The 22,350-nt window shown below is 59.6% G+C and carries 23 protein-coding genes and 2 pseudogenes; 6 read left to right on the top strand and 19 right to left on the bottom strand.

The genetic code is table 11. The annotated features are described in order from the left end of the window. Positions 1-3: 3 nt before the first annotated feature. The 17 genes from nuoF to PY650_RS31390 all read right to left on the bottom strand — a co-directional run bounded on the left by nuoF (position 4) and on the right by PY650_RS31390 (position 15,237). A complete protein-coding gene (nuoF, locus tag PY650_RS31470; protein ID WP_285883800.1) occupies positions 4-1,269 on the bottom strand; it encodes an NADH-quinone oxidoreductase subunit NuoF in 1,266 nt (421 codons plus the stop codon). Between the two features lie 4 nt (positions 1,270-1,273). Next, positions 1,274-1,774, bottom strand: coding sequence for an NADH-quinone oxidoreductase subunit NuoE (locus PY650_RS31465; RefSeq protein WP_285883799.1), 501 nt, complete (start codon positions 1,772-1,774; stop codon positions 1,274-1,276). A gap of 16 nt (positions 1,775-1,790) precedes the next feature. Next, the gene (nuoD, locus tag PY650_RS31460; protein WP_285883798.1) at positions 1,791-3,005 is read right to left on the bottom strand and encodes an NADH dehydrogenase (quinone) subunit D; all 1,215 of its coding nucleotides are present in this window, start codon (positions 3,003-3,005) and stop codon (positions 1,791-1,793) included. Position 3,006: 1 nt separating this feature from the next. Beyond that, positions 3,007-3,570, bottom strand: coding sequence for an NADH-quinone oxidoreductase subunit C (locus PY650_RS31455; protein ID WP_285883797.1), 564 nt, complete (start codon positions 3,568-3,570; stop codon positions 3,007-3,009). Further along, positions 3,567-4,070 (bottom strand): NADH-quinone oxidoreductase subunit NuoB, encoded by a 504-nt coding sequence (gene nuoB, locus PY650_RS31450; protein WP_285883796.1) that lies wholly within the window; start codon positions 4,068-4,070, stop codon positions 3,567-3,569. Before nuoB ends, PY650_RS31455 begins: the two co-directional genes overlap by 4 nt. Further along, positions 4,058-4,423 carry an NADH-quinone oxidoreductase subunit A gene (locus PY650_RS31445; protein ID WP_285883794.1) on the bottom strand — a complete coding sequence of 122 codons (366 nt, stop codon included), beginning with the start codon at positions 4,421-4,423 and terminating at the stop codon, positions 4,058-4,060. The genes nuoB and PY650_RS31445 overlap by 13 nt, the downstream gene beginning before the upstream one ends. 154 nt (positions 4,424-4,577) lie before the next feature. Beyond that, on the bottom strand, positions 4,578-6,017 hold the full coding sequence (locus PY650_RS31440) for an NADH-quinone oxidoreductase subunit N (RefSeq protein WP_285883793.1): 1,440 nt from the start codon (positions 6,015-6,017) through the stop codon (positions 4,578-4,580). Beyond that, positions 6,014-7,489, bottom strand: coding sequence for an NADH-quinone oxidoreductase subunit M (locus PY650_RS31435; protein ID WP_285883792.1), 1,476 nt, complete (start codon positions 7,487-7,489; stop codon positions 6,014-6,016). Before PY650_RS31435 ends, PY650_RS31440 begins: the two co-directional genes overlap by 4 nt. A gap of 9 nt (positions 7,490-7,498) precedes the next feature. After that, positions 7,499-9,274: a Na(+)/H(+) antiporter subunit D gene (locus PY650_RS31430; RefSeq protein ID WP_285883790.1), complete on the bottom strand. Its 1,776-nt coding sequence runs from the start codon at positions 9,272-9,274 to the stop codon at positions 7,499-7,501. Next, positions 9,267-9,521, bottom strand: a complete 255-nt coding sequence (locus PY650_RS31425; RefSeq protein ID WP_285883789.1) for a hypothetical protein — start codon at positions 9,519-9,521, stop codon at positions 9,267-9,269. Before PY650_RS31425 ends, PY650_RS31430 begins: the two co-directional genes overlap by 8 nt. Continuing rightward, the gene (locus PY650_RS31420) at positions 9,518-10,981 is read right to left on the bottom strand and encodes a monovalent cation/H+ antiporter subunit D family protein (protein WP_285883788.1); all 1,464 of its coding nucleotides are present in this window, start codon (positions 10,979-10,981) and stop codon (positions 9,518-9,520) included. Before PY650_RS31420 ends, PY650_RS31425 begins: the two co-directional genes overlap by 4 nt. A gap of 4 nt (positions 10,982-10,985) precedes the next feature. Then, positions 10,986-11,288 (bottom strand): NADH-quinone oxidoreductase subunit NuoK, encoded by a 303-nt coding sequence (gene nuoK, locus PY650_RS31415; RefSeq protein WP_285872035.1) that lies wholly within the window; start codon positions 11,286-11,288, stop codon positions 10,986-10,988. After that, positions 11,288-11,788: an NADH-quinone oxidoreductase subunit J gene (locus tag PY650_RS31410; RefSeq protein ID WP_285883787.1), complete on the bottom strand. Its 501-nt coding sequence runs from the start codon at positions 11,786-11,788 to the stop codon at positions 11,288-11,290. The genes nuoK and PY650_RS31410 overlap by 1 nt, the downstream gene beginning before the upstream one ends. A 425-nt stretch (positions 11,789-12,213) precedes the next feature. Beyond that, positions 12,214-13,005, bottom strand: a complete 792-nt coding sequence (locus tag PY650_RS31405) for an amino acid ABC transporter ATP-binding protein (RefSeq protein ID WP_285883785.1) — start codon at positions 13,003-13,005, stop codon at positions 12,214-12,216. Further along, positions 13,002-13,670 (bottom strand): amino acid ABC transporter permease, encoded by a 669-nt coding sequence (locus tag PY650_RS31400; RefSeq protein WP_285883784.1) that lies wholly within the window; start codon positions 13,668-13,670, stop codon positions 13,002-13,004. The genes PY650_RS31405 and PY650_RS31400 overlap by 4 nt, the downstream gene beginning before the upstream one ends. After that, positions 13,667-14,308 (bottom strand): amino acid ABC transporter permease, encoded by a 642-nt coding sequence (locus PY650_RS31395; protein WP_285883783.1) that lies wholly within the window; start codon positions 14,306-14,308, stop codon positions 13,667-13,669. Before PY650_RS31395 ends, PY650_RS31400 begins: the two co-directional genes overlap by 4 nt. Positions 14,309-14,409: 101 nt before the next feature. Continuing rightward, positions 14,410-15,237: a transporter substrate-binding domain-containing protein gene (locus tag PY650_RS31390; protein ID WP_285883782.1), complete on the bottom strand. Its 828-nt coding sequence runs from the start codon at positions 15,235-15,237 to the stop codon at positions 14,410-14,412. A 230-nt stretch (positions 15,238-15,467) separates the two neighbouring features. On the opposite strand from PY650_RS31390, the gene hutC reads away from it, so the two are divergent. The 4 genes from hutC (at position 15,468) to PY650_RS31370 (ending at position 19,148) form a co-directional block, all read left to right on the top strand. Then, entirely contained in the window at positions 15,468-16,211 is a 744-nt protein-coding gene (hutC, locus tag PY650_RS31385) for a histidine utilization transcriptional repressor HutC (RefSeq protein WP_285883781.1), read from the top strand. Then, complete coding sequence (locus PY650_RS31380; RefSeq protein ID WP_285883780.1) at positions 16,208-17,158, top strand: LysR family transcriptional regulator; 951 nt, start codon at positions 16,208-16,210, stop codon at positions 17,156-17,158. The genes hutC and PY650_RS31380 overlap by 4 nt, the downstream gene beginning before the upstream one ends. A gap of 96 nt (positions 17,159-17,254) precedes the next feature. Then, positions 17,255-18,607, top strand: a complete 1,353-nt coding sequence (locus tag PY650_RS31375) for an LLM class flavin-dependent oxidoreductase (RefSeq protein WP_285883779.1) — start codon at positions 17,255-17,257, stop codon at positions 18,605-18,607. 16 nt (positions 18,608-18,623) lie between these two features. After that, entirely contained in the window at positions 18,624-19,148 is a 525-nt protein-coding gene (locus PY650_RS31370) for a flavin reductase family protein (protein WP_285883778.1), read from the top strand. A 2-nt stretch (positions 19,149-19,150) separates the two neighbouring features. Here PY650_RS31370 and PY650_RS31365 read toward each other — a convergent pair whose 3' ends face one another. Then, positions 19,151-20,314 carry an aminotransferase gene (locus PY650_RS31365; protein WP_285883777.1) on the bottom strand — a complete coding sequence of 388 codons (1,164 nt, stop codon included), beginning with the start codon at positions 20,312-20,314 and terminating at the stop codon, positions 19,151-19,153. A gap of 184 nt (positions 20,315-20,498) precedes the next feature. Between PY650_RS31365 and PY650_RS31360 the strand changes: the two are divergent. Both PY650_RS31360 and speB read left to right on the top strand, forming a co-directional pair. Further along, positions 20,499-20,843: pseudogene (locus PY650_RS31360) on the top strand (polysaccharide deacetylase family protein); the annotation flags it as partial. Between the two features lie 19 nt (positions 20,844-20,862). Beyond that, positions 20,863-21,915 carry an agmatinase gene (gene speB, locus PY650_RS31355; protein WP_285883776.1) on the top strand — a complete coding sequence of 351 codons (1,053 nt, stop codon included), beginning with the start codon at positions 20,863-20,865 and terminating at the stop codon, positions 21,913-21,915. Between the two features lie 251 nt (positions 21,916-22,166). On the opposite strand, the pseudogene PY650_RS31350 reads toward speB, so the two are convergent. Beyond that, positions 22,167-22,350 (bottom strand): annotated as a pseudogene (locus tag PY650_RS31350) (S-(hydroxymethyl)glutathione dehydrogenase); the annotation flags it as partial.

The following is a 22,350-nucleotide window of genomic DNA, read 5'->3' as shown; positions in this document are numbered from 1 at the left end:
TCTTCAGTGGAACGGGCACCTCCGCTCCTCGATATGGGTGACGAATTCGCCTTCGAAATGCTCCAGCGCCGCCCTTAGCCCCATGGCCGCGCCATCGCCCAGAGCGCAGAAAGTATTGCCGAAAATGCCTTTGCAGAGCGCCTTGAGCTGGTCCAGATCGCCAGGCGCGCCCTGCCCCGCCTCGATCCGGTGCAGTACTTTCACGACCCAGTCCAGCCCCTCGCGGCATGGCGTACACTTGCCGCAGGACTCATGGTGGAAGAACTCGATGATCCGGGTGGCGACCTTGACCATGCAAGTCGAGTCGTCGATCACGATCACTCCGGCAGAGCCGAGCATCGAGCCTGCGGCGGCCAGCGAGTCGAAATCCATCCCCACGTCGAGACCGCGCTCCGGAATCATCGGCGCCGAAACCCCGCCGGGGATAACCGCCTTGATCCTGCGCCCCGGCAGCGCGCCACCGCCATAGTCCTCGACCAGTTCGCGCAGTGGTATGCCCATTGGCAATTCGTAGAGGCCGGGGCCGCGCACCTGCCCACTGAGGCAGTAAAGCTTCGGTCCGGGGCTTTTGTCCGGCCCGATACCCCGAAACCAGTCCGGCCCCCGCATAATGATATGCGGCACGCAAACGAGCGTCTCGACATTGTTGATCACGGTCGGGCTGGCGTAGAGCCCGGCCACGGCCGGAAATGGCGGTTTCAATCGCGGCTGCGCCCGCTTGCCCTCAAGCGATTCAAGCATGGCGGTCTCCTCGCCGCAGATATAGGCGCCGGCGCCGCAGTGGATGTGTATGGCGAAATTAAAATCCGAGCCCAGTACGCCCCTTCCGAGATAATGCTTTTCATCAGCCTCGGCGATCGCCCGCTCGAGGTGGCGTATCGCCGTCACATATTCTCCGCGCACATAGACATAGGCGATTTCGGCTCCAATCGCGTAGGCGCTGACCGCCAGCCCCTCTATGAGCTGGTGCGGGTCACGCTCCATGATGATGCGGTCCTTGAAGGTGCCCGGCTCGCCCTCATCGGCATTGCAGCACAAATATTTCGGCTTGTCGGCCCGCTTCGGCACGAAACTCCACTTCATGCCTGTGGGAAATCCGGCGCCGCCGCGACCGCGCAGGTTAGACCGTTTGACAAGGTCGATGACCTCGTCCGGCGTGTACTCGCGCAGCACCTTCGCCAGCGCCTGGTACCCCCCGCCAGCCTCATAATTCGACAGCGACCGGCCGTCGGCAAAATCAATATTTTTGAGAAGAACCGGCTCGAACATGGCGTTACTCTCCCGGCGGCGGGATAGAGGCATGATCAACGCCTGCTGTTGCCCGCAGGCTGTTCAAGAGCGCGTCTATCCGGGCGACATCGAGGTCGCCGTGGTAATCGTCGCCAACCTGCATCACCGGCGCCATCTCGCACGCTCCCAGGCATTCGACGGTCGAAAGCGTGAACAGCCCATCCGGCGTCGTGCCGCCCTTCTTGATCCCGAGGACATCCTCCATATGCCTCAGCAAGTCCTCGGATCGGCGCAGCATGCACGAGACGTTGTCGCAAAGCTGCAGATGGAACATCCCCACAGCCTCAGTATGGAAAAGGGTATAGAAGGTCGCCAGTTCGTACACCCAGATCCGCTCGACTCCGAGAATGTCGGCAACCTCTTCCAGCACAGCGCCGGGCAGATGGCCATGTTCTCTCTGGGCGATCAAAAGGGCGGGCATGATCGCCGAGCGCCGGTCGGGATAGCGCACTGCCGCCTCTTCGATCTTTTCGCGCATGGTCATCGCGTCCAAACCCCTGCTACTTGTCCACTTCCGCCATCACGGGATCGAGGCTGCCGAGCACAGCGATCATGTCCGCCAGGTAGCGGGCGTTGGTGACCCCGAAAAGCCCCTGAAGGTTGACGAACGAGGGTGCCCGCACCTTCATGCGGAACGGCTTAGGCGACCCGTCGCTGATGATATAGAAGCCGAGCTCGCCCTTCGGCGCTTCGATCGCCGAATAGACCTCGCCCTTTGGCACGTTAAAGCCGTAGGCGGACAAGTCGAAATGCTGGATGAGAGCCTCCATCGAGCAGTGCACCCGATCCTTGTCTAACGGGAAGGCGATTGTCGGCATGTCGATCAGGAACCGCCCCTCAGGCATCTGCTCGATGCACTGTTCGATTATCCGGATGCTTTCGCGCATCTCGTCGACCCGGCATTGCCAGCGCGCGTAGCAATCACCCTCTTTGCGGGTGATGACGTTGAAATCGAGCCGGTCATAAATCTCGTATGGTTCGTCGCGACGAATGTCCCAATCGGTTCCGCAAGCACGCAGGTTCGGGCCGCTCAGGCCGAGATCGATGGCGTCCTCGGCTGAGATCACGCCTATTCCTTGCGTGCGCTTCAGGAACACCCTGTTATCTTCGAGCAATCGCTCATAGTCGCGAATCCGGTTGGGGAAGATGTCGCAGAACTCCCTGATCTTTTGAAGGAAACCGTCAGGCAGGTCTTCGCGCACCCCGCCAACCCTGCAAAACGAGGTGTGCATGCGCGCACCGGTAATCATTTCCATCAGGTCCATGATCATTTCGCGCTCGCGCATGGCGTAAAGGAGCGCGGTCATGGCGCCGAGGTCCATAGGCAACGCACCGGTGATCAGGAGATGGCCGGAAATCCGCGCCAGCTCGGCCATCATCACCCGGATATATTGCGCGCGCGGCGGCGCCTCTATGCCGAGGAGTTTCTCCACCGCCAGTGCGAAGGCCAGGTTGTTGGAGGGCGGGCAGAGATAATCGAGCCGGTCCGTCAGCGGGAAAATCTGCGTATAGGTAAAGCTCTCCGCCAGTTTCTCGGTGCCGCGGTGGAGGTAACCGATATGCGGGTCCACGCGCTCGACATACTCGCCGTCTAGCTCGAGGACGAGCCGAAGAACCCCGTGGGTGCTGGGGTGCTGCGGGCCGAGATTGAGAAGCACTTCCTTGGTATTGAGCGCTTCACCTTCCGGCCTATCGAGCTCGGTGACTTCGGTCATCTCAACTTTCCGGGCTAGAGCGGCCTTTCTGCGGAATATCCCTGGTGGCAAGGTCGGGCTGTGTCGGCGGCGGACCTTCGGCACCGAAAGGATTCAATTTGTCCTTGTAGCCGCGCAGGGGGAAATCCTTGCGCTGGGGAAAGCCCTGGAAGCCCTCCCACATGTAAATCCGGCGCAGATCGGGATGTCCGTCGAACCTGATGCCGTACATATCCCACGCCTCGCGCTCATGCCAGTTGGCCGTACGCCATACGCCCGTGACCGAAGGAACCCGCGGCGGATCGTCGAGACGGCACTTGATGCGAACCCGCCATCGGTTGGCTAGCGAATAGAGGTGGTAGACTGCCTCAAAACGCGGCGTTTCGGGAAAATGATCAACCCCGCAGATGTCGGAAAGGAAATTGAACTGCAGCGCCGGATGTTCTTTCACAAACCGGCAGAACTCGACGATCGCAACAGGCGGGACAGCAAAGGCATGAACTCCGTGCGCAACGCCGAGATCCTCGATTGCACCCCCGAAACGCTCCATGATCAGGGCGCTATTGAGAGGCTGCCCCGCGCTCATGATGTTGCAACCCGATCAAGGGGCGTCCCGGCCAGCGCGCGGGACCTCTTGATCTTCTCTTGAAGCAGAAGGAAGCCGTGCATCAGCGCCTCGGGCCGCGGCGGACAACCGGGCACATGCACATCGACCGGCACGAAGGTTTCCGAGCCTTGGACCACGGCGTAAGTGTTGTAGACCCCGCCCGAAATAGCGCAGGTGCCCATGGCGATCACCCAGCGCGGTTCCGGCATCTGGTCATAAAGCCGGCGCACGACGGGGGCAAATTTCCGGGTCACGGTGCCGGCGATGATCATCACGTCAGACTGCCGCGGCGAAGGGCGGAACACCACGCCGAAGCGGTCGAGATCGTAGCGAGCGCACCCTGCCGAAATCATCTCGATGGCACAACAGGCAATGCCGAAGGTCTCGGGCCATAGCGCCGATCTTCGGCTCCAGCTTATGATGTTGTCTGCCGTGGTGAACAGCACACTGTCGCGGATCGCATTGTTTACGCTTCCCATTCCAGCGCTCCTTTTAGCCAGGCATAGGCGAAACCCACGAGCAGCAGCACCATGAAGACGAACATCTCGACATAGCCGACGAGCCCGATCTCTTTGAGGACGACGGCCCAGGGAAACAGGAACATCGCTTCGACATCGAAGACGACCAGCAGGATCGCGAGAATGAAAAACGGCACCCTGAAGCGGCCGCCGGAAGCCTCGCCGGCTGCGTCCATGCCGCATTCATAGGGCATGTTCTTCGCGAGATAGGGATTGGCTGGGCGCAGCAGCGAAGAAACGAACAAGGTCACTGTCGCCACCAGGACCACTCCGGCGACCATAAAAAGAACCGGCAAGAATTCCATTGCAGCCATATCGCACTGCACCGATCACCCAACTAGGGCTTTTCCTCGGGCGGCGACGGGCCTCGTTTGGGACCGGTAGCGCGGTCGCCCGGAAGCGGTTTGGGCAATCCTTTCCTCTGATCAGAGTTTATTCCGTCGGGCGGATCATTGCAAATCCAATCGATCAGCCGCCGAACACCGAATATTGGGCAAGCCTTAGAAACCACGACGGAAATAGGCCGATACCGATGGTGCCGGCCGCGGTGAAGGCGAGTGTGGCGCGCACCAATGGCGTCAATGCCGGGGCGAAGGTTCTCCCCGGTTCGCGCATATAGATCACCATGACGATGCGGATATAGAAATAAGCGGCAACCGCGCTCAAGAGCACTGCGATCACCGCCAGCATGACGAAGCCTCGCTCGATGAGCGCGACGAGCACGTAGAACTTGGCGAAGAAGCCGGCCGTCGGCGGAATGCCGGCCAGTGAGAAGAGATAGAGCAGCATCAAAAGCGCAAGCCCGGGATGCGACTTGGCCAAACCCGCATAGTCTTCGATGGCTTCGCCCGAGAAATCGGCGTTCCGCATCATGATGACGGTACCGAAAATCCCGATATTCATGAAAGAGTAGATCAGCAGGTAGAGCATCACGCTGGCGATGCCGTCCGGACCACCGGCCACCACGCCGAAAATGGCGAAGCCGGCATGGGCGATGCTGGAATAGGCGAGAAGGCGTTTGAAGTTGTCCTGTACCAGCGCCACGAAACTGCCAAGCGCCATCGTCGCCACCGCCATGACAGCAACGATGATCCAAACGTCGGAGGCTGCGACGAGAGGGTTGAGGAACACCCGCAGGATCACCGCGAACCCCGCGGCCTTCGGACCCACCGACATGAAGGCGGTGATCGTCGTCGGCGCGCCTTCATAAACGTCCGGCAACCACATATGGAACGGAACGGCGCCGACCTTGAAGACCAAGCCCGCGACGATGAAAACCACCGCCAACAACAATCCGGGATCGAGCGGATGGCCGCTCGCCGCCAAAGCCATCGCGTCCAGTTGCGTCGTGCCGGTAAGCCCATAGACCAGGGAAACGCCGTAAAGGAAAATGCCGGTCGACACGGCGCCAAGGATTACATATTTCAGCGCCGCTTCGTTCGACCGACGCTGCTTTCGCAGGAAGCCGGTCAAAACGTAAGTGCAAAGCACCATCAGTTCGAGCCCCACATAGATCGACAGGAGATCGATCGCCGAGGCCATGATCATCATTCCCAAAAGGGCAAATAGCAGCAGCACATAATATTCACTGCTCTCGATCCCTTCGATGTCGGCATATTTTCGCGAAAGCAGGAATGTCAGAACGGTGGCGAGGTAGAAGACGAGCTTGAAGAAGACCGCAAATCGGTCGGCGACGAACATCCCGGCATAGGCCGGCCGCACCTCGCCCGCCAGCATGAGTGTCGCAACCACGGCGATCAGCACGACTGCGACGGACGCTAAGACAAGGAAATATTCCTGTTCCTTCAGCACGAACTGTCCCAGGATCAGCAGGATACAAGCTCCGGTGACCACCACGATCTCGGGCATGCTCGCAAGGATCGACTGCAAAAGTGCTGCGTCAGTCATTGGCCGCTCCCCTTGGCGTGCACCTGCGCCAGCAGATGCTGCACCGAGCCATCGATGATGTTGAGGAAGGGTTTCGGATAGAACCCGACCCAAAGCACGAAGACAGCCAGCGGCAAGATCGCGACCATTTCGCGGGCATTGACATCGCGTACCTTCAACTTCAAGCCGACGCTGGGCTGACCGAGTGCGACATTCCCGTACATGCCGAGCAGATAGGCGGCACCCAGCAATGCGCCGAGAACGGCGGCCGCACCGGCAGCGAGGCTGGCCGCGAAACCGCCGGACAGCACCAGCAGCTCGCCCACGAAAGAATTCGTTCCCGGCAGCGCCATCGACGACAGAGTGAACATCGCAAGAAACACGCTATAAACCGGCGCCAGCTTCATCAACCCGCCGTAATCGGCAATGCTGCGGGTATGTGTCCGCTCGTAGATCAGGCCGACGAAGAGGAACAACGCGCCCGTCGTTACGCCATGATTGAACATTTGCAGGATGCCGCCCTCGAGCCCGCGGAGGTTCAGGGCAAAAATTCCGAGTGTCACGAAGCCCATGTGACTGATGCTGGAATAGGCGACCAGTTTCTTCAGATCGTCCTGCGCCAGTGCAAGCAACCCGCCATAGACGATCGCGAGCGCCGAAAGCAGGAGCATGAGCGGCGAATAATACGACGCCGCCGCCGGCAGCATCGGCAGGGAAAACCGCAGGAATCCGTAGGCGCCCATCTTCAGGAGCACGCCGGCGAGGATGATACTGCCCGCCGTCGGCGCCTGCACATGGGCATCCGGCAGCCAGGTATGGACCGGCACCATCGGCACCTTGACCGCGAAGGCGACCAGGAAGGCGAAGAACAGCCAGGACTGAACCTGGAACGGCAAATCCTGCGCCGTGAGGGCGAGGATGTCGAAGGTCTTGCCGCCGTGGAGATAAAGCACGATGACGCCGATCAGGAAGAGAAGGCTGCCCGCCAGCGTGTAGAGAAAGAATTTGAACGCCGCATAGAACCGTCCCTCGCCGCCCCAGACCCCGATGATCAGGTACATCGGGATCAGCATCGCCTCCCAGAACACATAGAACAAGAACAGGTCGAGCGCGCAAAACACCCCCAGCATCAGCGCCTGCATGACCAGCAGGCTGATCATGAACTCCTTCACCTTGCGGTCGATCGCAACCCAGGAGGCAAGCACGCAAATCCAACTCAATAGCGCCGTCAGAAATACGAAGAGCACGCTTATTCCGTCGACGCCGAGCCCATAGGTGATGCCGAGTGCGGGCACCCACGGGCGCATCTCGGTGAACTGCATCGTGCTGCTCGTGGCGTCGAAGCCCGCCAGCATGGCGATTGAGAAAGCGAGGTCGAGGAGGGTGACACCCAACGCCGTCCAGCGCACGGCATCGTCGCCGCGCAGAAACATCAAAACCACAGCCCCGGCGGCAGGCGTGAATACGATGAAGCTAAGGAGCGGGAACCCCATGGCAGCCCCCTACCGCCACGCGAAAGCGAAGACGACAATGGCCGCGGTCACTCCGACAATCATCGCGAGCGCATAATGGGTGACGACGCCGGTTTGAAGCCGCCGCAGTCGCCCGCCGCCACGCAAGATCGAATGGGCAACCCCGTTCACGACCGCATCGACGCCGGTGAGGTCGATCCGCAGTCCTGCCCGTGCAGCGCCGTGCAGGAAAGGCAGCGCCGCGGTCTCGGACACGTCGCTCACCGCCTTCTCGTAGCGCGCGAAAGGCTTTTCGGCGAGCCACATGAAACCCCGCGCGGCCTTGCGATAGAACCAGTCAGTGTCGATGCTGATCGTGTTCTCGGGATCGAGCGCCTTGAGGAACAGCACGAATCCCAGAGCGGTGAACATCAGCAGGCCAAGGCTCTCCATGACGTGGAGGCCGGTGTAGGGTTGGAAATCGACGGGATAGGGCAAAAGTGCATAGAGCGGCTGCGGGAACACCCCGATCGCAATGCAGAGCACCGCCGCCATGCCCATCGCAACCAGCATGTTGCGCGGCGGCTCCTTCGCCTCCAGGTGCCGATCCGTTCCGAAAAACATGTAGTACGGGAGCTTGAGGCCGGTGTGCAGGAATGTCCCAGACGACGCCATCGTCAGCGCCAGCACCACAAGTGCCCGATGATCCTCTCCGGCCGCGGCAATCACCATCGATTTGGTGACAAAACCCGAGAAGAATGGAAATGCCGAGATCGCGAAAGCGCCGACCATATAAAGCGCCACGGTCAGCGGCATGGTCTTGTAGAGCCCGCCAAGCTCGGTGAGCTTACGCCGCCCGGTCACGTGGATCACCGCTCCAGCCCCCATGAAGAGCAGTGCCTTGTAGAGAATATGCGCGAAGGCATGGCTGGCGGCGCCGTTTACCGCCATCTCGGTGCCGATGCCGATCCCCGCCACCATGTAGCCCACCTGGCTGACGATGTGATAGGCCAGCAGCCGCCGGCAATCGTTCTCCAGCACCGCGTAGATGACGCCGTAAAGCGCCATCACAGTGCCGAGCCAGACCAGAAGCTCGGTGCCTGGAAACGCCCGTGCGAGGACATAGACCGCGGTTTTGGTGGTAAAGGCGCTCATGAACACCGCCCCGGTGACCGTCGCCTCCGGATAGGCATCGGTTAGCCAGGCGTTGAGCGGCGGCACCGCCGCGTTGAGAAGGAATCCGGCCAGGATCAGATAGGCGCCCGTATCCATCCCCCCTTCCATAGCCCCCCGTTCCATCGGGCCAAAGAGCAGCGAGCCAGAGGCGAGCCCGTGGAGCATGATGCCGCCGAGCAGGACGACGCCGCCGGTGACATGGACCATGAGATAGCGGAACGCTGCCCGGATCGCCGGCCCGCCGCGTTGCGCGAAAACCAGGTAGGCAGACGCGAATGCCATGGCTTCCCAGAACATGTAGAGGGTCAGGTAGTCGCCTGCGAACACCACACCGAGCGCGCCACCGACATAGATATAGGCCGCCACATGCTGGCCAGCGTCCGAAAGGTGCAGCGCATAGACCATGCCGATCAGCGCCATGATGGTGAAAACGGTGGCAAAGACGATGCTCAGCTTATCGACCTTGGCGATCAAGAGTTCCTGGCCGATGAACCGCACCTCGCCGTAGCTGCCGGGCTGCATCGAAAGCACGGCGAGGATTGCGAGCGATGGGATCAGCAGCAGATAGGCTTTGCGGATCGACCCGCTAAGGAACGGGATCGGCACGGCACCGATAATGAAGAGGACAGACGGGTGTATGAAGTCAGTCATAATAATCCTCGCGCCGCATCAGCCCGACCCGACGGCCGAGAAACTTGGAAACGAAGATGAGGATTATGCAGGAGACGAAGCCGTAGACGGCCGACCAGCCAGGCACGCGGTCCCACAGATATTCGGCACTGTCCCGGGAGACGAAGAAGTCAGCCACGACGATCAGAATGAGCACGAGATAGAATATTCGGCGCCGCGGCCTTGCATATTCTTCGTCGCCAAAGAAGTGGATGAGAAGCTTGATCATTTAACCACTCCATCTGCCAGGCTAATGAAATAGCCGGGAAAGATGCCCATCAGCACCGACAGGATGGCGGTCGCGACCAGCGGGATCGTGACCATCGGAATTTCACGAACTGAAGCCGGGCTCTCCTGATCCTCCGTCCCGAAAAAGGCGGCATAGCTGACCGGCAGAAAATAGGCCGCGTTCAGGACCGAACTCATCAGGAGCACTGCCACGAAAGCGATCTGCCCAGCTTGCACGGAGCCCATGGTCAGATACCATTTGCTAATGAAGCCCGCGGTCGGCGGTATCCCAATCATGCTCAGCGAAGCGATGAAAAATGCGCCCATCGTAAAGGGCAGCCTGCGGCCGATACCCGCCATGTCGCTGATGTTTCGCTTGCCGGACGCGCAATAGATCGACCCGGCGCAGAAAAAGAGCGTGATCTTTGAGAATGCGTGCGCAGCCATGTGGATAATGCCGCCGACCATCGCGACCGGCGAAAGCAGAACCGCGCCCAGCACGATGTAGGAGAGCTGGCTAACGGTTGAATAGGCGAGCCTTGCCTTAAGGTCGTCCCGCGTCAGAGCATAGATCGATGCCATCAGGATCGTGAACGAGACCAGATAGGCCGTGGCGATACCGAGACCTAATTCCCCGACCAAGCTGACGCCGAAGACATGGAACACCACCCGCAGGAGGCAGAACACGCCCATCTTGACCACGGCCACCGCATGCAAGAGCGCGCTGACCGGGGTCGGCGCCACCATCGCCGCAGGCAGCCAGGCATGCATCGGCATCACCGCGGCTTTGGCGAAACCGAAGAGATAGCAGAAATAGACAACCGTCAGCAGCGCCGCCGAGGCATTGACGCCCGCCAACAGTCCCCCATGCACAAAATCGAGCGAACCTGCAATGGAGTAGGTCAGTGCCAACGCGGCGAGCAGCACGCTTTTCGAGGCTCCCATCAAATAGACGAGGTACTTGCGGGCGCCCTTCCATGCCTCTTCGTCCTCATGGTGATAGACAAGCGGATAGGTAACGAGGCTGAGCGCCTCGTAGAATATGACCAGGGTGAACAGATTGGCGGCGAAGGCTCCCCCGACGGCCGCCGCGAGACTGGTGGCGAAGCAGGCGAAGAACCGGGTCTGCGCATGCTCGTTCAAGTGGCGCATATAGCCAACGGAATAGATCGCGGCCACGATCCATAGCAGCGACGAGATGGTGGCGAATACCATGCCGAGCGCATCGGCCCGGAAAGCGAACTCGACCCCCGGCAGTATCTCGAACAGGCGCAAATCGACCGTCCCGCCAGCCAGTACCGTGGGGGCCATCGAGGCGACGATCACAAAGAGGACGATTGCGGCCAATGGCGAGACGAGATCGCGCAGTTTCTCGCGGTTGTTTAGAAACAGAATTATCAGGGCCGCCAGGCCTGGGACGGCGACGGCAAGCAGTGGCCGGATCGATACCACCGGGTCCAAGCCGCTATCCTTTCATCATGGTCACGTCGTCGACCTTGAGGGTGGATTTGTTCCTCACAAGGGCGACCAGGATGCCGAGGGCGACGGCGACCTCCGCTGCGGTGATGGCGATGACGAAGATCGCGAAAATCTGCCCGCGGAAATCGTTGTACTGGCGCCCAAAAGCGATGAAGTTGATGTTGACCGAATTGAGGAGCAGCTCCAGCGACATCAGCACCACAAGAATATTGCGCCTGAGCAACACGCCTGCGGCTCCGATCACGAACAGGACCACGCCGAGCAAAATATACCACCAGAGCGGAACCATCACCCCGACTCCTTGCGCGCCAGAACAATGGCGCCGATCAGAGCCGCCAGCAGGATGACGGAGGCGACTTCGAACGGCAGGAGATAATCGGCAAAAAGTGTAGTGCTGAGCTGCCTGATCTCGTCGCCGCCACCGGTGGCGACCGGCTCCAAGACCGAAAAGCGGCCGCTCCGGAGCACCAGCACAAGCATCTCGATCCCGAGGAGGAAGAGCAGCACCAACGCTGACAAATTGCCGCCCGGCAAGAACCGCTGCAACACCGCTTCGCGCACATCGATCATCATGATCACGAACAGGAACAGGACCATGATCGCGCCGACATAGACGAAGATCTGAATAACCGCGAGCAGCGGCGCCCCAAGTAAGACGAAGATTGCGGATATCTGCAGGAAACAGGCCATCAGCGCCAACGCGCTGTGAACCGGATTGCGCGCCATGACTACCATCAGGGCCGCGATCACGGACACCGTAGCGAACAGAAGAAAAAACCCCTGATCCATCGACGCGACCCTCCCACGCGAGCTGTCACTCGGCGCGAGACGGCCGGATTTCAGATAGCTCCGCACTTCAGGTGCATTCTTAAATTGTGCCCTAGTATTGGATTTTTAACAAGATTGTTATCGTTGACGACGCACCGCGCCGGTCCGAATGCGCAGGAAAGGCACTTCGGAAGCCGGCTAATAACAGAGTGGAGGCAAAATGACCGCTCAGTCCTGCGGTTATGATCGGCAGGATGGAGCGGCAGTGTGAACTTATCGACCTCGGATCAAGCGACCGCGATATGCGGTTTCTCCTCCTGTTTTCCCGTTCGTTGCAGCGTTGATTATGGCTGACGGGCTCCTTCTCCACCGGCTCTTCCACTCAGTGGCAACGTATTTCTGCGAAGGAGACGCCGAGCTTACTGGGTTAATGGATCACCGATAAGTCAAAGAAGCATCGAAGCCCCGCGATCGAGATAGGTGTCAAGAAATTGCTCAAGACGTGGATTTCTTGGCTTCTTGAAGACTTCCTGGGGCGACCCGGTGAACAGCACCTTGCCGTGGTCGAGGAAGATGATCTGCTGGCCGACGGTCGCGGCGAAACCTATCTCATGTGATACGACAACCATGGTCATCCCCTCGGCCGCCAGATCGCGCATGACGTTCAGGACTTCGCCTGTCAGCTCCGGATCGAGCGACGAGGTCGGCTCGTCGAATAGCATGATCTTCGGCTTCAAGGCTAGCGCGCGGGCGATCGCCACGCGCTGCTGCTGTCCGCCCGACAGCTGAGAGGGATAGTGCCCCGCCCGCGCTTCCAGCCCCACTTTGACGAGTTGCGCCATCGCCGCTTCCTCTGCCGCTTTTCGGCTCATCTTGTGAACCATTTTTAACGCCTCGCTGACATTGCCGAGTGCGGTCATATGCGGCCAGAGATTGAACTGCTGGAACACCATGCCGATCTGGGCGCGGATCGCACGGTTGGCGGCGGCCGAAATGCGCTCCCGCCGTCCTCGCGAATCCTCGGTGAAACCAAGCACTTCGCCGTTGATGGAGATCGTCCCGTGCGTTGCCTCTTCAAGAAAAGCCATGCAGCGCAAAAGCGTGCTCTTGCCGGAGCCGGATGGGCCGATGAGACAGGAAACCTGCCCCGGCTCGATGGCGAGATCGATGCCGTGAAGGACCGTAGTCTCTCCGAAAGTCTTGACGAGATTTTTGACTGCGATCGCGGGGACGCTCATGCGTTGAAAAACCTGAACCTGGAAAGTTTCGTTTCGGCAAGATTGCCAAGCCAGCCGGTGAGTTCGACGAGTACCCAATAGAAGAGCGCCAGCACGGACAGTGCTTCGACGAAGGCATATTGTTGGGATCCGATCGCACTCAGCGTCGCCGTCAGCTCCGGCACGGTGATGATGGACAATACCGCCGTCTCCTTCATCAGGATAACCACCATGTTCACGGATGGCGGCAACACCAGCATCGTCATTTCCGGCAACAGAATGCGCCTGATGATCTGCCCCCGTGTCAAGCCGACACATTCGCCGGCCTCGATATGGCCCTTCGGCACGGCCTGAAAGCCCGAGCGGAAGATTTCGCTGAAATAGGCCGCGCCGTAGATCGCAATACCGATCAACCCGGCGGGCAAGGGATCGAGATCAAGGCCGACGAAAGGGCCGCCGTAATAAACTAGGAAGATCTGGATAAGAAACGGTGTACCGCGCAGCAGCGCCACGATGGTGCTCAGCCCCTTGTCGACAACGATGCCGCCATATCGCCGGGCGACCGCCATCAGGAAGCCGATGACGGCCGCAGCGATGGTGCCCAGGATCCAGATCATGATCGTCACGCCCGCACCGCTGACGATGGCTGGCCACTGTCCGATGATGACATTGATGTCGAAGGTCATCGCGGCACCCCTGGCAATCTGTTTTCGATCAGGCTGCCGGCAAGCGCCACCAGCCAATTGATCATGAGATAGATGAGGCCGGCGGATGCGAAGATCTGTAGCGGCAGGAATGTGCTGCCGGCCAGATCCTGCGCCATACGTGTTAGTTCGACGATACCGACGACGGAGACCAGCGACGACGCTTTGAGAATGAGGATAGCCTCGTTGACGAGAGCCGGAAACGTGAGGCGCAGGGCGATCGGAACCTTGATGCGACGGAAGATCTGGCGCGGCGTCAGACCAACCATTTCAGCCGACTCCACCAGGCCCAGAGGCACGCTGGCAAAACCGCCGCGCAGATTCTCGGCTTGGTAAGCTGCCGTGCAGAGCGAGAGGCCGATGACCGCGGCCACGATGCTCGGCACATTCATGCCGATCACGGGAAGCAGATTGTAGATCAAAAGCAATTGCACCAACAGTGGAACGCCACGAAAAAAGCTGACGAAAATCTGAGCAGGTCGCACGAAAAGGCCTCGCCCCGACAGCAGCATTCCCGAAAGAAGAATCGCGATTGCAAAGCCTATGAGGATCGACACGACGCTGATCGTCACCGTGTAGATCGATGCCTGTAAAAGCAGCTCGAAGAGTTTAATGGACATTATTCAGATTTCGCCCGCTTGGCCGCCATGAAGGTGCGGTCGTCGCATTTCTCAGCCATGCCCTCGACTCACCGCAGGCATGGCCGATTTCCGGTGGCCGATCAGAATGCCGGGTCCTTGACGGAATCCGGCGTATCGAAGGTCGCGCCGAACCATTTCTTCTGCAGCGTCGCCATACGACCGTCAGCCTTGATCTTCAGCATGGCGGCATCGATTGCATCCATTAACGGCGCATGATCGGCATCCTTCAGGCCGATAAAGCCGAAATAAGATTTTTTGCCGAAGGGCGGCAGAACGACCTCGAACGTGCCTTCACGCTGTTTGGCGACAAAAGCAATATTCGGCAGCGAGTTGGCGACGCCGGCGATGCGCCCGGCCGCGAGGTCCGCGTAGGACTCCGTAAAGGCTGGATATTCGCGAATGTCGACCTTGGTCGGCAGGGTTTCGGAAAATTCCTTGAGCTGATCGAGCTGGGCGGTCGCCTTGCCAACGCCGATCTTCTTGCCGGCGATATCTTCCGGCTTGTTGATCGTCTTGTCGCCGGCTTTTTTCAGGATGGCGATAGTCGCCTCGGCCAAAGGCGGCGTGAAGCGATAGCGCTCCATGCGCTTCTTGGTGATAGTCGCTGGACCTGCGACGACGTCGAACTTGCCGGCTTCGAGCGCCGGGAAGACGCCATCCCAGGGGAGCGTAACCCATTCGATTTTCACGCCGAGTTCCTTACCGATCTCGTTGAAGAGATCGACGTTCAGGCCGACATGTTCGCCGGCGTCGATGAAATCGAATGGTGCGAAGGCGGTCTCGGTACCGACCTTCAAGGCGCCGGCGGCCTTCACAGCAGCAAGCGTATCGGCCGCATGAGCAGAAATTGTCGCGCCGAACAAAAATGCGGCACCGACCAGCCCCTTCAGAAGCGAATTCTTCTTCATGTTTTTCTCTCCAGTTTTTGGCCTTCCGGTGGAAGGTCTAAGTTCCCCAAGCGTTGTCCCGTCGCGCAGATTTCTGTGATCCGCTTTTGTCTATACAAATAGATAGAGGTCGGCCTACACTGTCAAACGTAAAACTCGATGGACGCAAGATTTATGCCGAATAGTGGCAATGGACTTGGTAAAAGCAGCTTTCGCGGACGCTGAATGTCATCGCTGGATCGAGGTGAGCATTGGTCTCAATTCATCAGAGAATTTTCGAAGATATCGAAGCCAGGATCATGAGCGGCGTCTGGCTGCCGGGCCATCGCATACCTTTCGAGCACGAGCTGGTAAAAGAATATCAATGCTCTCGGATGACCGTGAACAAGGCGCTCTCGGCCCTGGCGGAACGCGGCATGATTATACGCCGCCGCAAGGTTGGTTCATTCGTCGCCGCGCGGCAGATCGACCGCACGGTCATGGATATTCGGGACATTTCCACGGAAGCGGAGTTGGCTGGGCATGACCACAGCTACACGATCCTGATGCGAAAGATCGAGACGCTGGATGCTGCCACCGCGACGCAGCTCGGCGAACAGGCAGGGGCAGAAATCCTGCGGCTTCAATGCCTGCATGCGGTGGACGGCAAGCCGCACGCGCTGGAACGGCGCATCATCATGCTTGCCATGGCGCCATCCGCCAGAACCGAAAACTTTGCTTCGGTTCCGCCGGGCAAATGGTTGCTGGACATGGTGCCGTGGTCGAAGGCGAGGCATGTCATTCGCGCCGTCTCGGCCGATGCGGCCACGGCGCGCTTGCTTGAGACCGAGCGCGGTGAGGCCTGCCTGACACTCATTCGCCAGACATGGCGGAGCAGCCGCACGGTCACCTATGTCGAGATCATCCATCCCGGTGATCGCTTCCAGTTCGCCAGTGACTTTCACCCGACTGAAAAAAGCGTCACGGAGCAATTGCCGCGGAGAAGTGCCACGTGATCGAGAAACAGGATATCAAGACAGTTCCGCTCAAGGGCCTGCAAGTCTTCGAGGCTGTTGGCCGTTGTGGCGGCGTGAGCGCCGCGGCACTGGAACTGAAAGTTTCCCCCGGCGCGATCAGTCAGCAGATCCGCAAAATCGAGAGCTTTCTCGGTGTCACCTTGCTGGAGCGCAACGGCCGCACCATGGAACTCACCCACTGGGGACGGCTCTATCATCAGGAAATATCGAAGGGCTTCGAGCAATTTGCGCTTGCGGAGCAGATATTGGAACGGGCGCGCAACGAGAATGCCCTCGTCTTGAGCGCCCTGTCTTCCGTCGTCAACAAATGGATCGGGCGTCGGATCTTCGATTGGCAGGCCCTTCATCCGAACGCCCATGTCAGGATCGCCGGCCGAGACAAGGAACCACGCATGGGCTTCGACGAAATCGATTTCCGCATCAGTTATGGGTCGGATGTGCTGCAGCATGAACACTATACAGAACTGTTCCGTGACTGGGTTGTCCCGGCCTGCTCGCCTGCGCTGATCAAAGGCGAAGCGCCGTCTGCCGCGCGGCTTCTCGAATATCCACTGTTGCACGTCGAATGGGAGCGGCATTTCACGCCCTATCCAAGCTGGGGCGAATTCGCCGCGAAGACGGGTGCCGCGCTCAAGGAGAGCACAGCCGGTCTTTCCTTTACCTTATCGAGCAGCGCCATCGATGCGGCCGTTAACAAGCGCGGCATCGTTCTCGCGCAAATGTCGATGATTGCGGATGAACTGGAAGCGCAGACGCTCATTATTCCCATCGATATACGCATTCCGTTGCAGGAGAGCTATTTTCTCGCCTGGGACAGGGCGGCATTGCAAAAGCCCTTCGGTCCGGCATTTCGCGATTGGCTTGTTTCGATCTCCCGGCAACAGGCGCGCCTGTCGGCACCGCCAAAATCGGTTTTAGACTTTTAGAAAAACTAAAACGAAAGACAGCGCCGCGATATTGATGAAAAAAATCGCGGGACGATAATCTGTGCAGACTTTGGGCTTGGCGATCAGGAGAACGGCATGGCGCGCACCGACAAGATGAAGCTGGGCACTTTTGTCTACACCTTCGGCTTTCATCCAGCCTCCTGGCTTCATCCGGCCAGCAACGTCAACGGTGCCAATGATTTCAGTCATCTTCTCGGCGTCGCCAAGCGATCCGAGGAAGCCAAATTCGATTTCATGTTCATGGCGGATTCGCCCGCCGCAGCAGTCGGCGACCCGGACGCGCTTGCCCGCATCCCGACCAAGATGAACCGCTTCGAACCACTGTCGCTCTTGGCCGCACTGTCCGTCACCACCAAAAATCTCGGCCTCGTCGCTACCGTTTCGACGAGCTACTACGAGCCCTACAACGTTGCCCGCCTCTTCGCATCGATCGATCATTTGAGCGGCGGCCGAGCCTGCTGGAACGTCGTGACCTCCGACCACGACGAAACCGGCTATAACTTCAACCGCGAAGGGCTGGACCCACATGCACTTCGCTATGAGCGCGGCAACGAATTCGTCGATGTCGTGTTTGGGCTGTGGGACAGTTTCGAAGAAGACGCCTTGCTTCTCGACCGGGAAACAGGCGTCTATTACGACAAGACGAAGCATCACACGCTGAATCACAAGGGCAAGCACTTCCAGGTGCGCGGGCCGCTCAACATTGCGTGTACGCCGCAGGGCCGGCCGGTGATAGCGCAAGCCGGCGGATCGGAACCCGGCATGGATATGGCGGCGCGCACCGCCGAGATCGTCTTCAGCCTCGCCTCCAACATCGACCGCAATCGCGACTTCTATGCCAATGTCAAAGGCCGCATGCCCGCCTATGGGCGCGACCCGCAAGATCTGAAAATCATGCCTGGCTTGGTCATCAATGTCGGGGAGACGCAGGCCGAAGCCGAAGCCAAGGTCAACTATCTCATCGACCGGATGCATCCGGATGTCGGCCGGCTGATGCTGTCGGAATTTCTCGAGGCCGATCTGCGCGGCGTACCGCTGGATCAGCCCTTCCCGATGGACCGGCTCCCAACGGCACCGAAGGGCTCTCGTGCGCTGTTCGACGAACTCGTCGATTTCGTCAAGAGCGGCCGCACGGTTGGCGAGCTTGTCCGCCACTATGCGGAAAAGCACACCGGCAACGGCATTACCGGCACGCCTACGCAGATTGCCGACTTCATGGAGGAATGGTTCGAGACGCGCGCCGCCGACGGCTTCATCCTGATGTTCCCGACCCTGCCCTCCAGCCTCGACGACTTCGTCAAGCTTGTCCTTCCGGAATTGCGTCGACGCGGCCTTTTCCGTGAGGAATACGAAGGACGGACACTGCGCGAGAATCTTGGCCTTTCCAGGCCCATAAATCGCTTCGCGAAAGACTCCGTTACCGCATGAAGAAGGAGTTGCCCTGATGACGAACGGGTATTCGATCGATCAGGAGAGTTTCAAGCTTTCCATGCGTCATCTTGCGGGCGCCGTCAGTGTCATTACCGTCGGCGACGGCGAAGAGCGTACCGGTTTCACCGCTACATCCGTCTCGTCGCTCTCGGCAGACGTTCCCTCGGTTATCGTCAGCCTGAACCGAGCGTCCTCCTCATGGTCGATCCTCGAACGTCATCGTTGCTTTTGCGTCAACGTGCTGGCCGACGACCAGCAGCATATCGCGCGGTCCTTTGCCGGCCTTGGTGGGCGCCGCGGCGCCGAGCGCTACCGCGATGCCGACTGGTATCACCTGAAAACCGGGGCGGCGGTGCTGGAAAACGCTTTGACGGTGTTGGATTGCGAGCTGGAGAAAGCAATACACCATTATTCCCATGTGATCCTGATCGGCCGGGTCTGCGCCATCGATATACGACGCCATACCAGCCCGCTCTTATACTGGGACGGTGGCTATCGTAAGCTCGGCGCTGCGACTGATCTCATTCATGCCAACTAGTTTCAACGAAGGCGATTGGACAAGAGCCTAATGGATGCCGCGTCGGCATTGGCGAAAGCAAGCCGTAGATAGCGTTCCTGTCCGACGCCGAAATAGCTTCCGGGGATACTGACGATACCCGCCTGCTTTGCCAGCCTCTCGGCCACCTCTGCAGAGGATTGGTCGGCAAAGGGATGGCGCACGAACGCGAAATAGGCGCCGATCGCGGCGATGTCCCAGCCGGGTAGATCGGACAAAACGACCATGAGCGCCTCCGCTCGGCGCGCGATCTCGAGCCGATTGCCGGCCCGCCAATCGGCAAGCACCGGCAAGGCGGCGGCCACGGCCGCCTGAGCGGAGCGGGGGGCACAGATCTGCATGTTGTCCATGATCTTGGTGATCTCGCCCAAAAGCTTCGGCCCCGCCGTCACCGCTCCCAGCCTGTGGCCGGGAATACAGAACGATTTCGAGAAACTGTAAAGCAGAACGAGCGTCTCTTCCCAGCCCGGCTCCGACAGGAGCGCATGCGGTGAACCGTAATCACCCGGCAGAAAGTCGCGATATGTCTCATCCAACACAAGCCAGGCGCCATATTTCCGGCAAAGCACAAAAAGATCATGCACCAATGACGGCGGATAGACGGCCCCGGTCGGATTGTTCGGCGTGACGACCGCAAGCGCCCGCGCTCCTGCGGCAAGCGCCTGCTCGGCCGATGCAAGATCCGGCAGGAAGCCGCCGGCCGCATCACACTCGACAAGCACGCTCTTGATGCCGAGCATGGATAATGTCGTCCCATGATTGAAATAGAAGGGATTTGTGAGTGCTATAGTGTCGCCGGCACCAGCAAGGGCGATAGCGGCACACATGAAGGCCTGATTACAGCCGGAGGTGATGTGAACATTGGCGGCCCGGATCGACGAGCGGTAGATGTCGCTTACATGCCGCGCATAGGCTTCGCGCAGCACCATTTCTCCCTCGATCGGCCCATAGCCCGTCATCGTCTGTGATGCCGCCGCCTCGCCAAGGAGCCGCAGCATCTCAGGATGGGCGGGATAGCCGGGAACGGCCTGCGACAGGTCGATAAGCGGCCCGTAAGTGCCGGCATAGTCGCGCGCCCACGCGAAAACCGAGGGGATGGGCGGCGGAGAAAGCCGCGTCACGAAAGGATTGGCGATTGGGGATGGCATGATGATGGTTCCTTTGACACCGATTGCTACACCGATATCGACGGAAACCTCAACTGCTTTGCCGGATTATATTGCCCCTCCCCGCGTAGTCCCTCATCCTTCGCCCGATCGACACCAGGAAAAGATCGGCTCGAGGCCGAAGACTTCAGGGAGATAGACTTTTTTGAGTGAACCGCCGGCGACTTACCGGCATCCATCCACAGGCGATTTGCCGGGGCCCGGTTGAAATCCCCGTCAACTTCGCCTTTGATGATTGGAACTTCGGCATGTTAAGCCGCACGCGTCCGCTTTTCGGACGGGAAGCAGTGTTATCTCTCTGGATCGAGGAATTCGAGGCAACCCATGCGTGGGGGAGGTGACAACGCTTGTCCCGCATCCGCAGGTTTCCTGTCGACCGATGCGCTGGCACACGCCGCGCGATTTCCTGCGTCACGTGCAATCGAAAGACGACGTCGGGATCGCGACAGGCGCGCAGATCGCAAATTACTTTGAAGCGCTGGAAACAGAGCGCAAAACTCTTTCGGCTTAAGAAGCGGGAGTATTTGAATATGGCATTCGACCACGAAAAACTGCAGCAACTGCGGGAGAAATTTTCGGAAGGACACGGTGGCAACATCCACGATCCGGAATTCCGCGCCGTAGGAGACAAGATCTTTTCGGCAAGCGGCACGCGCGCCGCACCCTTTAGCGGCATCCCCACGCTGCTCGATGCTCCCTATCGGCCGATTGACGCCGAAAATCCAGACTTCGGCGATCTCGACGTCGCGTTGATCGGGGTTCCAATGGATCTCGGCGTCACCAATCGCCCCGGTTCGCGTTTCGGGCCGCGTGCGTTACGGGCGATCGAACGGGTCGGGCCTTACAATCACGTCCTGAAATGCGCTCCCCTCTTTGAAGCGAAGGTCGCCGATATCGGCGATGTGCCGTTTCGAAGCCGCTATCGGCTGGAACTCAGCCACGAGGATATCGAGCGCTGCTTTCGACAGATCGTCAGCGACGGGGTCGTACCGCTTGCCGTCGGCGGAGACCATTCGATTACACATCCCATCCTCAAGGCCATCGGCGAGAAGCGCCCGGTCGGGCTGATCCATATCGACGCCCATTGCGATACCGGAGGAGCCTACGACCTGACCAAGTTCCATCACGGAGGACCGTTTAGGAATGCGGTGCTGGATGGGGTTCTCGATCCCACGCGCACCATCCAGATCGGTATTCGCGGTGCTGCGGAATATCTGTGGGAGTTCTCCTACGAAGCCGGCATGACGGTCATCCACGCCGAAGATATTGCCCGCATGGGCATCGATGCCATCGTCGACAAAGCGCGTGCGATCGTGGGAGACGGCCCAACCTATCTCTCCTTCGACATCGACAGCCTCGACCCGGCTTTTGCCCCTGGCACGGGTACGCCCGAAATCGGCGGCCTGACCAGCCGAGAGGCGCTGGCGATTCTCCACGGATTGAAGGGCATCGATTTCGTCGGGGGTGATGTGGTGGAAGTCGCGCCACAATATGACGCCACCACGAATACAGCCCATGTGGCGGCTCAGATGCTATTCGAGATTCTCAGCCTCATCCGTTTCAGCCCGTCCCTGAAGCTCTAGCGCACATTCCATCGGGCGCAGAATGCGGGGCATGAACCATGTTCCTCGACCCCGACCAAAAAACGACCTTCGTGCTCGGCCACGACTCCAACAATAACTATTCAACCAACTACAAGAACGAGGTCGTAAAGGAGCTGGACGCCAAGGCCCGCCTGGAGCTCGATCCCAAGAAACGCGAACAGATGTATTTGCCGCCTGTGGGCCTGAACGCCCACAGACCGCACGACCGCCGTGATCCCACCGCGGTCCTCTCAGTAGACTACCACGCTGCGAATACTTTCCCCCGAATGCATCAGCTCGAAGCCCTTGTTGATATCGTCGAGGGCCATGGTGTGGGTGATCATCGGGTCGATCTGGATCTTGCCTTCCATGTACCAGTCGACGATCTTCGGGACGTCGGTGCGACCGCGGGCGCCGCCAAAGGCCGTGCCCATC

The organism is Martinezella calliandrae (assembly GCF_030272695.1).
GTDB lineage: Bacteria > Pseudomonadota > Alphaproteobacteria > Rhizobiales > Rhizobiaceae > Rhizobium > Rhizobium calliandrae.
This window is presented reverse-complemented; position numbering and strand designations above follow the sequence as displayed.